Annotated in this window: 11 protein-coding genes; all 11 read right to left on the bottom strand. The window is 63.6% G+C overall.

Annotation, left to right across the window (positions count from 1 at the left end; genetic code table 11):
* Window positions 1–919, bottom strand: a 919-nt coding sequence (locus B3M58_RS20950) for an acetyl-CoA C-acyltransferase (RefSeq protein ID WP_296222169.1), incomplete at its 3' end; no start/stop codon positions are given.
* Between the two features lie 95 nt (window positions 920–1014).
* Complete coding sequence (locus B3M58_RS20955; RefSeq protein WP_296222171.1) at window positions 1015–1893, bottom strand: oxygenase MpaB family protein; 879 nt, start codon at window positions 1891–1893, stop codon at window positions 1015–1017.
* Between the two features lie 141 nt (window positions 1894–2034).
* A complete protein-coding gene (acs, locus tag B3M58_RS20960; protein ID WP_296222172.1) occupies window positions 2035–3972 on the bottom strand; it encodes an acetate--CoA ligase in 1938 nt (645 codons plus the stop codon).
* 228 nt (window positions 3973–4200) lie between these two features.
* Window positions 4201–5865, bottom strand: coding sequence for a glucose-6-phosphate isomerase (pgi, locus tag B3M58_RS20965; protein ID WP_296222175.1), 1665 nt, complete (start codon window positions 5863–5865; stop codon window positions 4201–4203).
* A gap of 102 nt (window positions 5866–5967) precedes the next feature.
* A complete protein-coding gene (gene panD, locus B3M58_RS20970) occupies window positions 5968–6348 on the bottom strand; it encodes an aspartate 1-decarboxylase (protein ID WP_296222176.1) in 381 nt (126 codons plus the stop codon).
* Window positions 6349–6430: 82 nt separating this feature from the next.
* A complete protein-coding gene (panC, locus tag B3M58_RS20975) occupies window positions 6431–7291 on the bottom strand; it encodes a pantoate--beta-alanine ligase (protein WP_296222178.1) in 861 nt (286 codons plus the stop codon).
* Window positions 7288–8088, bottom strand: a complete 801-nt coding sequence (gene panB / locus B3M58_RS20980) for a 3-methyl-2-oxobutanoate hydroxymethyltransferase (protein ID WP_296222179.1) — start codon at window positions 8086–8088, stop codon at window positions 7288–7290. The genes panC and panB overlap by 4 nt, the downstream gene beginning before the upstream one ends.
* A gap of 179 nt (window positions 8089–8267) precedes the next feature.
* Window positions 8268–8747 carry a 2-amino-4-hydroxy-6-hydroxymethyldihydropteridine diphosphokinase gene (gene folK, locus B3M58_RS20985; RefSeq protein WP_296222181.1) on the bottom strand — a complete coding sequence of 160 codons (480 nt, stop codon included), beginning with the start codon at window positions 8745–8747 and terminating at the stop codon, window positions 8268–8270.
* Window positions 8748–10151 carry a polynucleotide adenylyltransferase PcnB gene (locus tag B3M58_RS20990; protein WP_296222182.1) on the bottom strand — a complete coding sequence of 468 codons (1404 nt, stop codon included), beginning with the start codon at window positions 10149–10151 and terminating at the stop codon, window positions 8748–8750.
* Window positions 10152–10850: 699 nt separating this feature from the next.
* Window positions 10851–12269, bottom strand: a complete 1419-nt coding sequence (locus tag B3M58_RS20995) for a sigma-54-dependent transcriptional regulator (RefSeq protein WP_296222184.1) — start codon at window positions 12267–12269, stop codon at window positions 10851–10853.
* 34 nt (window positions 12270–12303) lie between these two features.
* Window positions 12304–15258 carry a sensor histidine kinase gene (locus tag B3M58_RS21000; protein ID WP_296222185.1) on the bottom strand — a complete coding sequence of 985 codons (2955 nt, stop codon included), beginning with the start codon at window positions 15256–15258 and terminating at the stop codon, window positions 12304–12306.
* Window positions 15259–15462: the final 204 nt, after the last annotated feature.

Here is a 15462-nt window from a genome sequence, read left to right on the forward strand (position 1 = left end):
TCCAGCCGGCCTTCTCCAGGCAGCGCTTGGTCGCCGAGACCGGGCCGATGCCCATGATCGCCGGGTCGACGCCGGCATTGGCGTAGCTGGCGATCTTCGCCAGCACCGGCAGGCCGAGGGCCTTGGCCTTGGCGGCGCTCATCAGCAGCACGGCGGAAGCGCCGTCGTTGAGGCTGGAGGCGTTGCCGGCGGTGACGCTGCCGTCCTTCTTGAACGCCGGCTTGAGCTTGCCCAGGGATTCTGCGGTGGTGCCGGCGCGCGGTTGTTCGTCGGTGGCGAAGGCCACCGGGTCGCCTTTGCGCTGGGGAATCATGATCGGGGTGATTTCATTGACAAAGCGCCCGGCCTCGATAGCAGCCACGGCTTTTTGCTGCGAGGCGGCGGCGAAGGCGTCCTGCGCTTCGCGGCTGATATCGTACTTGTCGACCAGATTCTCGGCGGTGATGCCCATGTGGTAGTCGTTGAAGGCGTCCCACAGGCCGTCGGTGATCATCGTGTCGACCAGTTGGGCGTGGCCCATGCGCAGGCCGGTGCGCGCGCCGGGCATGACGTAGGGCGCCAGGCTCATGTTTTCCATGCCGCCGGCGATGATCACCTCGGCATCGCCGCAGCGGATCGCCTGGGCGCCCAGGTGCAGGGCTTTCAGGCCCGAGCCGCAGACCTTGTTGAGGGTCAGCGCCGGCACCGCATGCGGCAGACCGGCGAGGATCGCCGCCTGGCGCGCCGGGTTCTGCCCGGAGCCTGCGGTGAGCACTTGGCCGAGAATCACTTCATCGACTTCGGCGCCGTTCAGGCCGGTTTGCTCCAGCAGGCGGCGGATCACCGCAGCGCCCAACTCGGGCGCGGCAATACCAGCCAGCGCGCCCTGAAAGCTGCCGATAGCGGTGCGGGTGGCGGCGACGATGACGACGTCTTGCATAACGCGATCCTCACAAGTAACTGGCGCGGCGGGCCGCGAGAGGCCGCTATGGTGGCACAGCGGCTTTGCTCACGGCCAGCGCGCGAACTGACCGGTCAGCCCCTAGGCGGAAGTTGCAAGCGCCGGCGGGCGCGGTGAATTGCGCCACCGCGTACCGCCCAGCGCAGCACCGGGGCCAGGCTATGCACGCCGCTCTGGATCACACGGCTACGCGCTGGGCTGATCTGCTGGCCGAGCATCTCCTGCGCCCAGGCTGGCAGCAGGTCGATACCGGCCTGCATCAGCAGCTTGGCCGCCGGCGCGGCGAGGGCGCTGGGGGCAGGTGCGCCGAGCAGGATGCGCAGAATTTCCAGGGAGCGCTCGTCGCAGCGCAGCTCGGGGCGCACAGCCGTCAGGTAGGCGGCGATTTCGCCGCGCGAGCGCGGCACGTCAAGCGCCCCGAGGCGCTCGGCGATCAGCGCGACTTCCGTGTAGTAACGGTCCTGATCGGCGGCGGACAGTTGCGGGTTGCGGTAGCGCAGGTGGGATTGGAGAAAGCTGTGCACCTCGGCCACGTGTACCCAGGTCAGCAATGCCGGGTCGCTGGCGGCATAGGTGCGGCCGTCTGGGGCGGTGCCCGTGACCTTGAGGTGAATGGTTTTCACCTTGTCGATCAGCCAGTCGGCATCGGCGCGCGAACCGTAGGTGGTGCCGGAGATAAACTGCCCAGTGCGGCGCAGGCGGCCGAGCAGGTCCTCGCGAAAGTTCGAGTGGTCCCACACGCCGGCCAGGGCCAGCGGGTGCAAGGCTTGTAGGAGCAGGGCGCTGATGCCGCCGATGAGCATGCTGGTGAAGTCGCCGTGTACCTGCCAGCTTATCGAGTCCGGGCCGAACAGGCCGGGGTCGCCCTGGGGTTTTTCGAAGTCGATCTGGCCCAGTGCGATACCACTCAGGCTGAGGACTTGGCTTTCGATACGACGACGAAGGAATTCCATGGGACAGGTTGTTCGCTTGCTGGTGTAGGGTGGATCGCGCTTCACCGATCCACCGGGTGACGATCCACCGGGTGACGATCCACCGCGCGGGGCCAATGGTGGATGAGCAGAGCGTCATCCACCCTACATCCGAGATTGCGGTTATTGGTTGAGGCGCTGCTCGATCAGCCCGTCAACCACAGAGGGATCGGCCAGGGTCGAGGTGTCACCGAGGTTGTCCAGTTCGTTGCAGGCGATCTTGCGCAGGATGCGCCGCATGATCTTGCCTGAGCGGGTCTTCGGCAGCCCCGGTGCCCATTGGATCAGCTCGGGCCTGGCGAAGCCGCCGATTTCCTTGCTGACCAGGGTGAGCAGTTCCTTCTTCAGCGCATCGTTGACTTCCACGCCGTTCATCGGCGTGACGAAGGCGTAGATGCCCTGGCCCTTGAGGTCGTGCGGGTAGCCGACCACGGCGGCCTCGGCGACCGCGTCGTGCAATACCAGCGCGCTCTCCACTTCGGCGGTGCCGATGCGGTGGCCGGAGACGTTGATCACGTCATCCACCCGGCCGGTGATCCAGTAGTAACCGTCCTCGTCGCGGCGCGCACCGTCGCCGCTGAAGTAGTAACCCGGGTAGGCGGCGAAGTAGGTGTCGATCATCCGCTGGTGGTCGCCGTAGACGCTGCGGATCTGGCTCGGCCAACTGGCCTTGATCGCCAGTACGCCTGAGCCGGCGCCGTCGATTTCCTTGCCCTGCTCATCCAGCAGCACCGGTTGCACGCCAAAGAACGGGCGCGTTGCCGAGCCGGGCTTGAGGTCGGTGGCGCCGGGCAGCGGGGTGATCAGGATGGCGCCGGTTTCGGTCTGCCACCAGGTGTCGACGATCGGGCAGCGGCGCTCGCCGACCACGTTGAAATACCACTCCCAGGCTTCCGGGTTGATCGGTTCGCCGACGCTGCCGAGCAGGCGCAGGCTGCTGCGTGAAGTGCTTTTCACTGGGCCTTCGCCTTCGCGCATCAGCGCGCGCAAGGCGGTGGGCGCGGTGTAGAAGATATTCACCTGATGCTTGTCGATCACCTGCCAGAAGCGCGAGGCCGTCGGGTAGTTGGGCACGCCCTCGAACACCAGGCTGGTGGCACCGTTGGCCAGCGGGCCGTAGACGATGTAGCTGTGCCCGGTGACCCAGCCGACATCGGCGGTGCACCAGTAGACATCGCCTTCGTGGTAGTCGAACACGTACTTGTGGGTCATGGCGGCCATCAGCAGGTAGCCGCCGGTGCTGTGCAGCACGCCTTTGGGTTTGCCGGTGCTGCCTGAGGTGTAGAGGATAAACAGCGGGTCTTCGGCGTCCATCGGCTCGGCGGGGCAGTCGCTGGCCGCAACGTGCAGGGCCTCGTGGTACCAGAGGTCGCGGCCTTCGACCCAGTCGATCTCGCCCTGGGTGCGCTCGACCACCACCACGGTGGACACCGCAGGGCAGCTCTGCAGGGCTTTGTCGACATTGGCCTTGAGCGGCACGTACTTGCCGCCGCGCACACCTTCGTCGGCGGTGATCACGGTGCGGCAATCGGCATCCAGAATGCGGTCGCGCAGGGCGTCGGGGGAGAAGCCGCCGAACACCACCGAATGCACCGCACCGATGCGCGTACAGGCGAGCATGGCGTAGGTGGCTTCGGGGATCATTGGCATGTAGATGCACACCCGGTCGCCTTTCTTCACGCCACGGCTTTTCAGCACATTGGCCAGGCGGCAGACATGGTGGTGCAGCTTGCGGTAGGTGATGTTGGCGGATTCGGCGGGGTTGTCGCCTTCCCAGATCAGGGCGATCTGCTCGCCACGTTTTTCCAGATGCCGGTCGATGCAGTTGTAGCTGACGTTCAACTGGCCGCCCTTGAACCAGCTCGCCTGGCCTTTGCGCAAGTCGCCCTGGTATACGCTGTGCCATGGCGTGGACCAGTCAAGGAAGGCCTTGGCCTGTTCGGCCCAGAAAGTTTCCGGCTGTTCGATGGATTGCTGGTACAGGCGCTGGTAATCGGCGTTGTTCAGGTGCGCGCGTTGACGCACGGCATCGGCAACAGGGTGGCGAGTGATCTCAAACATGGCGGGTCCTTGGTTGTTATGTAGCCGCGATGTCGCTAAGGGTAGCACCCAAGCAGATGCTTGGTTCAAGTGCTGGCAGGGTGCCGCGAAGGCGCCAGCATCGCGTCAGTCCACGCCCTGCGAGAGGCCGTTTAACCGCCGGTTGATCCCAGGTGTCGGGGCCGCGGCGAGAAAACCGCCGCGCAGCAAGCAGCGACCCGGCATAAGCCGGGTCGCTGGAGGGGGCTGTCAGCCGCGATGACGGCCGCGGAAGTAATCGATCAGACCTTGAGTCGAAGGGTCTTCCGCCGGCTGCTCGTTGCTCCCGGTCAGGCGCTGATACACCCCTTTACCGAGCTCCTTGCCCAGTTCCACGCCCCACTGGTCGAAGGCATTGATGCCCCAGATGGCGCTTTGCGCGAACACCTTGTGTTCGTACAGCGCGACCAATGCACCCAGGCGACGCGGGCTGATGCGTTCGAGTACCAAGGTGTTGCTCGGGCGATTGCCGGGGATGACCTTGTGCGCGGCCAGATGGTGCACGTCCTCTTCCGCCAGGCCCTGGCTGCGCAGTTCGGCTTCGGCCTCGTCGAGGGTTTTGCCGAGCATCAGTGCCTGGCTCTGCGACAGGCAGTTGGCGTACAGCCACTGGTGGTGATCGGCGACCGGATTGTAGCTGACCACCGGGACGATGAAGTCCGCCGGGATCAGTTGGGTGCCCTGGTGCAGCAACTGGTGATAGGCATGCTGGCCGTTGCAGCCGACACCGCCCCAGATCACCGGGCCGGTCGCGCAGTTCACGGCACTGCCGTCCTGGCGCACGCTCTTGCCGTTGGACTCCATGTCCAGCTGCTGCAAGTGCTTGGTGATGTTGCGCAGGTAGTGGTCGTACGGCAGGATCGCCTGGCTCTGCGCGCCCCAGAAGTTGCCGTACCAGATGCCGAGCAAGGCCAGTAGCACCGGCATGTTGCGTTCGAAGGGCGCGGTCTGGAAATGCTGGTCCATGCTGTAGGCGCCGGACAGCAACTCCTTGAAGTTGGACATGCCGATGGCCAGGGCAATCGGCAGACCAATGGCCGACCACAGCGAGTAACGCCCGCCGACCCAATCCCACATCGGGAAAATATTCTCCTCGCGAATGCCGAACGCCACTGCCGCTTGCGTGTTACTCGACACGGCGATGAAGTGCCGGTATAGCTCGGCCTCGGAGCCGCCCTGGGCCAGGTACCAGCCGCGTGCCGCCTGGGCGTTCTTCAGGGTTTCCAGGGTGTTGAAGGATTTCGACGAGACGATAAACAGCGTGGTCTCCGCGCGCAGCTTGGCCGACAGCTCGTGAAACTCGCTGCCGTCGATATTCGCCAGGTAGTGGCAGCGCACGCCTTTCTGGGCGAACGGCAACAAGGCTTCGGACACCAGTTGCGGGCCGAGGAAGGAGCCGCCGATGCCGATATTCACCACATCGGTGATCGGCTTTTCGGTGTAGCCGCGCCACAACCCGTCATGGATACGCCCGACCAGCTCGGTCATCTGGTTGAGTACGCGGTGCACGTCGGGCATCACGTTGACTCCGTTGACCTGCAAGCGGTCGCCCAAGGGGCGGCGCAGGGCCGTGTGCAGGGCCGGGCGCGATTCCGAAGCGTTGATCGGCTCGCCATCGAACAGCGCGCGGATCGACTGCTCCAGGCCGGTTTCCTTGGCCAGACTGACCAGTAGGGTGCGGGTTTCGTCGGTGATCAGGTTTTTCGAGTAATCGAGGAACAGGCCGCAGCTGCTTAGCGAGAGCTGGTTAAAACGCTCCGCGTTGGAGTTGAACGCCTCGCGCATGCTGAAGTTCTGCAAGCTGGCTCGATGTGTTTGCAGGGCCTGCCAGGTGGGCAGGGCGGTAACATCGAGCGGGTGCTGGTAGTACGCCATGGGAGGTGGCTTCCTTCTGCTTGTGCAGTCTTTGAGAAATAAAACGTAGGCAATAAAAAGCCCGGGTAATCCGGGCTTCAGTGTAACTGGCCACGTGCGGGGTCAGGCAACCTGCAATGGAATCGCGTTGCTGGTGTGGCTCAGCTCATTGCCAGGCGCCATGTACAGCATGCGTGGCTTGAACTGCGCCAGCTCGGCCTCGCTGTATTGGGCGTAGGCGCAGATGATCACCCGGTCACCGACCTTGGCTTTATGCGCGGCCGCACCGTTTACCGAAATCATCCGCGAACCGGCTTCGCCGCGAATCGCGTAGGTGGTGAAACGCTCGCCGTTGTCGACGTTGTAGATCTGAATCTGTTCGTACTCGTGGATACCGGCCAGGTCCAGCCATTCTCCGTCGATGGCGCAGGAGCCTTCGTAATCGAGCACGGCGTGAGTGACTTCGGCGCGGTGCAGTTTGGCCTTGAGCATGATGGCGTGCATGGCGTTTTCCTTAGCGGGTCCACAAGTGGCGGCAGAGTGTGCCCGAAGGCAAAACCTTGAGCAAGATCACACAACCGCCAACTCAGTGGATGGCGTCGAGCTCGAGCGCCAGGTTATCGATCAGCCGGGTGTTACCGATAAAGGCCGCCGCCAGAATCACCAGTTGGCGGTCTTGTGCGCTGGCCGGACGCAGGCTGTTGGCTTCGCGCAGCTCCAGGTAATCCGGGCGAAAGCCGGCGGCGATTTGCTGTTGTCGCGCCGTGTCGAGCAACCCGGCGACGTCGCGTTCTCCGCCACGCAGCGCCTGCGCGATCTGCTCCAGGCTGCGGTACAGCGCCGGGGCGGCGGCGCGTTGCTCGGCACTCAGGTAACCATTGCGCGAGGACAGCGCCAGGCCATCCTCGGCGCGCACGGTCGGCTCGCCGATAATCTGCACCGGGATGTTCAAATCACGCACCAGCGCGCGGATCACCGCCAACTGCTGGAAGTCTTTCTGGCCGAAGACCGCCAAATCCGGTTGCACCATATTGAACAGTTTGGTCACCACGGTGGCGACGCCATCGAAGTGGCCAGGCCGGCTACCGCCGCACAAGCCTTGTGAGACGTCGGGCACGCTGACGATGGTTTGTCCCTGCATGCCATGCGGGTACATCTCGGCGACTTCCGGGTTGAACAGCAGCTGACAACCGGCTTCTATCAGTTTTTTCTGGTCGGCGGCGAGGCTGCGTGGGTATTTGTCGAGGTCTTCGTGCGGGCCGAACTGCAGTGGGTTGACGAAGATGCTGGCGACCACGAAGTCGGCGCGCTGGGCGGCTTTTTCCACCAGGGCGGCATGCCCGGCGTGCAGGTTGCCCATGGTCGGGACAAAACCGATCTGTTTGCCGTCGGCGCGGGCCTGGGCAATGGCGGCGCGTAATTCGCGGACGCTTTTAACCGTATTCATGCAGAAAACCCGTGTTCGGCTGCTGGGAAACTCTGGTCTTTGACCGCTTTTACATAGGCGCTCAAGGCATGCTGGATGCTGCTCTGGCCGGCCATGAAATTCTTCACGAACTTGGGCGTGCGGCCCGTCAGGGACAGGCCTAGCATGTCGTGCAACACCAGCACCTGGCCGTCGGTGGCGCTGCCGGCACCAATCCCGATTACCGGGATTTTTACGGCCTGGCTGATTTCCGCAGCCAATTCGCTGGGCACGCACTCGAGCAGGAGCATGGCCGCCCCGGCTTGTTCCAGGGCCATGGCGTCGGCACGCATCTGCCGCGCCTGGGCTTCCTGGCGCCCCTGGACTTTGTAACCGCCGAGGATGTTCACCGCTTGCGGGGTCAAACCGAGGTGCGCACACACCGGCACGCCCCGTTCGGCCAGCAGGCGAATCGGCTCGGCCAGCCAGGCCGCGCCCTCCAGCTTGACCATGTGTGCGCCCGCCTGCATCAGGGCGGCGCTGTTGAGCAGGGTCTGTTCGTTGGTGGCATACGCCATGAACGGCAGGTCGGCGATGATCAGGGCGCCCTGGTTGCCGCGTTTGACGCAGGCGGTGTGGTAGGCCATGTCGGCGACGCTGACCGGCAGGGTGCTGTCATGGCCTTGCAAGACCATGCCGAGGGAGTCGCCCACCAAGAGCACGTCGACGCCTGCCTGGCAGGCGGCCTGGGCGAACGTCGCGTCATAGCAGGTCAGCATGGCGATCTTCTCGCCGCTCTGCTTGAGGCTTTGCAGGGTGGTCAGGGTTATGTCAGGCATGGTAATCGTCCTCACTCAGGCGTTCAGCGAGCCGTTCGGCTGCGTCAATTTGGCCTGCATTGGCCTCGGTTTGCACCGGTGCGGGGCAACGGGACGCCTATAGTCCTGATGGCAACGCGCGAAGTCAATTGCAGGTGTTACCGGCCTGTTACTGGCGTTACCGCCATAGCCAGAAGCGCTTAAAGGCGTTCGAGGCCCTGGAATGGGCAGGCGGCAAGCAGTTCGTCGAGTGTGCGGCCGTCAGGCAGGTGCAGGCCGGGCGCCAGTTCAGCCAGCGGGTAGAGCACGAAAGGCCGTGCGTGCATGTGGTAATGCGGCACGGTCAGGCGCGGTTCGTTCAGGCAGCGTTGGCCAAACAGCAGGATATCCAGGTCAAGGGTGCGCGGTCCCCAGCGTTCGGCTTTGCGTTCGCGCCCCTGCTGCAGTTCGATGGCTTGCAGTGCATCGAGCAACGCCAGAGGCGCGAGATCGGTGTCCAGCGCGGCGACGGCGTTGACGTAACGCGGTTGATCCGCGGGACCGAGGGGGTCGCTGGCATAAAAGGACGAGCTGGCAAACAGCCGTGATTGCGGCAGGCTCGCCAGGGCGGCAAGGGCGCCGCGCAGTTGTTGCAGCGGCTCGGCTAGGTTGCTGCCGAGCCCGATGTAGGCGCGTTCCATTTATTCGCCGCTGGGTTTCGCGGCGCCATCGGCGCTCGGTCCGCGTTTGCGCCGGCTGCTGCGCTTGCGTTTGCGCGGCCCGTCGGTGCTGCTCTCTTGGCTGCTGAGGTCGCGAATCATGGTGCGGCGCTCGCTGTCGCTACAGTCCTGGTAGTCGGTCCACCAATCGCCCAGGCCACCGGTTGGCTCGCCGGCGCTTTCGCGCAGCAGGAGGAAGTCGTAGCCGGCGCGGAAGCGCGGGTTCTCCAGGAGCATGTCGGCACGTTTGCCGCTACGCCGTGGCAGGCGCTCCTGCATGTCCCAGATTTCGCGGATCGGCAGGGTGAAGCGCTTGGGCACGGCAATCAGTTGGCACTGCTCGCTGATCAACTCGTGCGCGGCTTCCTGCATGGCTGGAATCGGCGGCATGCCGCGGTCCTGCAGCTTCTGCACGCGTGCCGGCAGCGCCGGCCAGAGCAGGGCGGCGAAGAGGAACGCCGGCGTGACGGTTTTACCCTGCTGGATTCGCAGGTCGGTGTTGCCCAGCGCGGTGCGGAACAGTTGGTCGGTGTAGTCGGGGTCTTTTTTCAGGGCTGCGGCACTGGCCGGGAACAGTTGGCCGAACAGGCCGTAATCGACCAGTAATTCGTAGGTGTAGACCGCGTAACCGGCGAGGAACAGCTTGAGTACCTCGTCGAACAGGCGCGCCGAAGGGATTTCACGGAGCATCGGCGCCAGTTTGTAGATCGGTGCGGCGCTGTGCTTCTCGATGTCGAAATCCAGCTTGGCGGCAAAGCGCACGGCCCGCAGCATGCGCACCGGGTCTTCCTGGTAGCGCTGGGTCGGATCGCCAATCAGGCGGATCAGGTGGTTGCGAATGTCGTGCACGCCGTTGGCGTAATCGAGGATGCGCTCGTTGCTCGGGTCGTAATACAAGGCATTGATGGTGAAGTCGCGGCGCTGGGCGTCGTCTTCCAGGCTGCCGTAGACGTTGTCACGCAAAATACGGCCGCTTTCGTTGCGCGAGGCCAGGTTGCTGTCTTCTTCTTCATCGCCCTGCGGATGATTGGCGCGGAAGGTCGCCACTTCGATGATTTCGCGGCCGAAGTGCACATGCACCAGTTTGAACCGTCGGCCGATCACTCGGGCATTGCGGAATTCGGCGCGTACCTGTTCAGGGGTGGCGCTGGTGGCGACGTCGAAATCCTTGGGGTCGATGTCGAGCAGCAGGTCACGCACGCAGCCGCCGACCAGATAGGCCTGGTAGCCGGCTTGTTGCAGGCGTTCGACGACACTGATGGCGTAGCGGCTGATCTCTCCGCGCTTGATCGGGTGCTGGCTATTGCTCAGCACATGCGGAGTGCTGTGCGCCTGTTGCGCGCGGCGCAGGGGGGAACGTAAAGACTTGAACAGCTTTTTCAGCATGGGATGCACTGTTTGACGAAATGGCCGGCCAGAATAAATGCTGACCGCAGGAGTGGCGCGGATTCTAGCATTGAGTCGGGGGATGGTGTAGGACGCGGAGGGAGAGAGTCGAAATGCTCTAGGCGAAAGCTACTGGGGGAGCCTAAGCTCCCCCCCAAGTAGGTGCGTGCTTTGTTTTTATTATTATGGCGGGCTTGTTGTTTTTGTTGGTTTGCCCGTTCCATCAAGTCAAAGACTTTAGGAAAACCTCCCAAGCTGGGAGTTAATAGCAAACGGATTGCTTTGGATGCTGACGCTGCCATGATCATTCCGTGACCCAACCAGTACAGGAGCTGCCTCGTGGCAGTTTTGTTGTTCTCAGCCTGGTTGTGGGGCAAGCCCCAAAGGCAATTCCTCTCCAAAAGAATCAGTTAGCTGCGCCTCCGCGGTGTTGTTTTTATTGTGCTGGAGTCGATACGTCTTATTTTTATTGTCTAGTGCGATGCTTGTTATTGTTGTTGTGCCAGAGATAAAGCAGAAGCCGTGCCAGTTTTTGTGAATCCTTATAAAACAAGGGCTTAGCTATTAGTGTGGGTGGAGGCAGGGTCTAAAAAAGCCGGGTTCTCGTTACCATAAGACCCGGCTTTTGTTACGAAGTGTTGAAGCGGTAACAGTGTGCGGAACCTCTCTGCCGCGCACGTGTCACCGCTACCTGCGGCGTCAGCCGGTGGCCGCGCCGGTCTTGCGCCGTGGAATGCCCAGGCGCTGACGACGTTCCCACAGACACTTGCGGCTGATGCCCAGTTTGCGCGCCAGTTCGGTTTCGGTCATGTGGTCCTGGTGCTCGAGTACGAAGTGCTGGAAATAGTCTTCCAGCGACAGGTCTTCCGTCGGCTCGTGGCTGTTACTGCTGGTTTGCGTTGGCAGGCCGAGGAAGTCGTCATCCTCGAGGTCGTCCAATTCGATATCGATGCCCAGCAGCTCGGCCGAGATGGCTGTGCTTTCACAGAGAATGACCGCGCGCTCGATGGCGTTTTCCAGTTCACGCACGTTGCCCGGCCAGGGGTAATGGCGGATCGCCTGTTCCGCGTCTGCGGCGAACTGCAGGTCGCCACGGCCCATGCGCGTGCATTGGCGCAAGAGGAATGCGCGGGCGATTTCGATCACGTCGCTGCCGCGCTCGCGCAGCGGCGGTAGTTTCAGGGCGATAACGTGCAGGCGGTAATACAGGTCTTCACGGAACTGGCCAATTTTCGACAGGGTCTTGAGGTCGCGGTGGGTCGCGGCGATCAGGCGTACATCGACCTTTTGCGATTGCACCGAGCCGACGCGGCGAATCTCGCCTTCCTGTAGCACGCGCAGTAAACGGGCCTGGGCCTCCAGCGGCAGCTCGCCGATTTCGTCGAGGAACAGGGTGCCGCCATCGGCGGCTTCGACCAGGCCGGCACGGCCGGCGCTGGCGCCGGTGAACGCGCCTTTCTCATGGCCGAACAGTTCGGATTCGATCAGGCTTTCCGGGATTGCGGCACAGTTCACCGAAATCAGCGGCGCCTTGGCGCGCCTGGACAGGTTGTGCAGGGCGCGGGCGACCAGCTCTTTGCCAGTGCCGGATTCGCCTTGCACCAACACGTTGGAGTCGGTGGGCGCGACCTTGCGGATCTTGCTGTACAGCTCCTGCATGGCCGCGCAGGAGCCGATGATGCCGATCTCGCCGTTGCTGTTGTCGATGACTTTCTCGCCATTGCCGCGACTGCTGCTGGCGGGCGTGCTCGGTGCATTCTTGGCGGCTTGACGATCACGCAGGATGCGCGCCACGGCCTGGAGCATTTCGTCGTGGTCGAAGGGTTTGGCGATGTAATCGACCGCGCCCATCTTCATCGAGTCGACGGCCGAGCGCAGGCTGGCGTAGCTGGTCATGATCAGCACCGGGGCGCCCTGGCTGAGTTTGATCAGCTCGGTACCCGGTGCGCCGGGGAGGCGCAGGTCGCTGACGATCAGGTCGAAGCTGGGGATGCTGAAGCGTTCTTGCGCTTCCTGCACCGAGCCGGCTTCGCTGACCTGGTACTGATTGCGCTCCAACAGGCGGCGCAGGGCAGAGCGGATAATGGTTTCGTCTTCGACGATCAGAATATGAGGCATTAATTCGGTCTCTCGACAGTCTCAGGTCGCTGGTTCAAGTCGCTATGGACGTCGCCTCGACATGCCGCGGTAGGGTCACCCTGATACGGGTGCCACGCTGTTGCTCGGGGTCGGCCGGGCTGTCGATTGTTATCTGTCCATAATGCTCTTCCACGATGGAATAGACCAGCGCAAGGCCGAGCCCCGTCCCTTTGCCCGGGTCCTTGGTGGTGAAGAACGGTTCGAACAGGCGATCCATGATCGCCTTGGGAATGCCGCTGCCTTCGTCTTCGACGATCAGGTCGACGGTGTGCTCGGAGGCCTCGCTCTTGACCCGGATCGCCGCGCCCGGCGGCGAGGCGTCGCGGGCGTTGGAGAGCAGGTTGATGAGCACCTGGGCCAGACGCTGCGGGTCGCCGCAGGCCCAATGGTCGGAATCGCACAAGTTGAAGAATTGCACCTCGATACTGCGCCGGTTGAGCGCCAGCAGGCCGATGGCGTCCTGCGCGACTTGGGCCAGGCACACCGGCTCGTCGGCCTGCTGGTGCGTACCGGAGTGGGCGAAGCTCATCAGTGACTGGACGATGCGCGACACGCGTTTGGTTTGTTCGAGAATTTGCCCACTGATCTCGGTCAGTTCGCTGTCGCCTTCGCGCTCCTCGCGCAGGTTTTGCGCCAGGCAGGCGATGCCGGTGATCGGGTTGCCGATCTCGTGGGCCACACCGGCCGCCAGGCGGCCGATGCTGGCCAGGCGCTCGGAATGCACCAGCTTGTCTTCCAGGTACTGGGTTTCGGTGAGGTCTTCGACCAGCAGCACCAGGCCGCTGTTGCCCGGCGCTAGCGGTTCGTCGATCGCCGCCTTGTGCAGGTTGAGCCAGCGGGTCTGGCCGTCGAGGGCCAGGCGTTGCTTGTGCAGGTGTTCGTCCGGCAGTTCGATAAAGTGCTGCAACAGGCTGCGCCAGGGTTCGCCCAGGGTGTTCAGGCGCGAGCCGACCACGCGTTGCGCGGGAATTTCGGTGAGTTCTTCCATGGCCTTGTTCCACATCAGGATTTCCTGATCCTTGGCCAGCGAGCAGACGCCCATCGGCAGCTCTTGCAGGGTCTGCCGGTGGTAGCGGCGCAGGGCATCGAGTTCGGCGGCGAGGCCAGTGAGGCGCGAGTGGTAATCCTCCAGGCGGCTCTCGATGAAGTGGATGTCTTCGGTGACGTAGGTTTCGCTGCCGGACTTGTAGGGCAGGAAGGTCTCGACGATGTCCTGGGCCACGCTTGGGCCCATCAACCCCGACAGGTTGGCCTCAATGCGGTCGCGCAAACGGCGCAGGGCGTAGGGGCGGCTTTCATCGAAGGGCAGGTGCAGGTCGCGCAACGCCTGCTCGACCTCGCGTTGCGCGGTCTTGGCGCCCAGCGGTTTGGCCAGTTGGGTGGCGAACTCCTGCGGCGACAACGCCAGTAACTCGCGGCGTTGCGGACGGCGCACGTTATCCACGGCGCAGGCTTCGGCGGCGCTCTTTTCCTCGGGGCTGGCTTCGCTGAACAGCGACACCAGGGTGAACACCAGCACGTTGGCCGCCAGCGAGCCAATCGCCGCCAGGTGCCAACTGCTGTCGTCGAGCACGTAGATGACATCGAACAGCGGCAGGTACAGGCCCTGCAAGTTGCCGAGCATCGGCAGCAGCATGCTCGCCACCCATACGCCGATACCCGCCAGCAGGCCGGCAATGAAGCCGCGGCGGTTGGCGGTCGGCCAGTACAGCACCGAGAGCACGCCGGGCAGGAACTGCAAGGTGGCGACGAAGGCGACGATGCCCAGGTTGGCCAGGTCCTGCTCGGCGCCGAGCAATAGATAGAAGCCGTAGCCGGCCATGATGATGGCGACGATCAGCGCGCGCCGGGTCCATTTCAGCCAGCGGTAGATGTTGCCCTCGGCGGGCGGCTGGTACAGCGGCAGCACCACATGGTTGAGGACCATGCCCGACAGCGCCAGGGTGGTGACGATGATCAGCCCGCTGGACGCCGAGAGACCGCCGACGTAGGCGATCAGCGCCAGGGTCTGGCTGTTCACCGCGATGCCCAGGCCGAGGGTGAAGTATTCCGGGTTGGTGGTGGCGCCGAGCTTCAAGCCGGCCCAGAGAATCAGCGGCACCGCCAGGCTCATCAGCAGCAGGAACAGCGGCAGGCCCCAGCTGGCGCTGACCATGGCCCGTGGGTTGAGGTTCTCGGTGAAAGTCATGTGGTACATGTGCGGCATGACGATGGCCGAGGCGAAGAACACCAGCAACAGGGTGCGCCATGGGCCTTCCTGTAGCGGTGTGTGCAGGCTGGTCAGCGCGGCCTGGTTCTGCACCAGCCAATGCTCCAGGTCCTGCGGGCCGTCGAATACCCCGTACAGCGCGTACAGGCCAATGATGCCGAGGGCGACCAGCTTGACCACCGACTCGAAGGCGATGGCGAACACCAGGCCTTCGTGCTTCTCGCGGGTGGCGATGTGCCGCGCGCCGAAGAGGATGGTGAAGAGGATGATCAGTCCGCAGAAGGCCAGGGCCACGCGCTCCTGCACCGGCTCGCGGGTGAGGATGCCGATGGAGTCGGCGACCGCCTGGATCTGCAAGGCCAGCAGCGGCAGCACGCCGATCAGCATGAAAACGGTGCTCAACGCGCCGGCCCAGGTGCTGCGAAAGCGGAAGGCGAACAGGTCGGCCAGCGACGACAACTGATAGGTGCGGGTGATGCGCAGGATCGGGTAGAGCAGCACCGGCGCCAGCAGGAAGGCGCCGGACACGCCCAGGTAGCTGGCGAGAAAGCCATAACCATACTGATAGGCCAAGCCTACCGTGCCATAGAAGGCCCAGGCGCTGGCATACACGCCGAGCGACAGGGTGTAGGTCAGCGGGTGGCGAATCACCCAGCGCGGAATCAGCCCGCGTTCGCTGACCCAGGCCACGCCGAACAGCACCAGCAGGTAGGCGGCGCTGATCAGGATCAGCTGGCTAAGGCTAAAGCTCGTCAGCATCACGTTGGCTCTGCGAATAAAGATAAAGGACGGTCACCGGGTTTTTCCGGGGCAGATCAGAGCGCATCGGCATCACGTTGGCTCTGCGAGTAAAAGGTAAAGAGCGGTCACCGGGTTGCGCCGCAGTGGCTCAAGGTTCATCGGCATTGCGTTGGCTCTGCGAGTAAAAGGTAAAGGGCGGTCACCGGGATGTGCCGCAGCAGG

It is taken from the genome of Pseudomonas sp. UBA2684, assembly GCA_002354655.1.
GTDB lineage: Bacteria > Pseudomonadota > Gammaproteobacteria > Pseudomonadales > Pseudomonadaceae > Aquipseudomonas.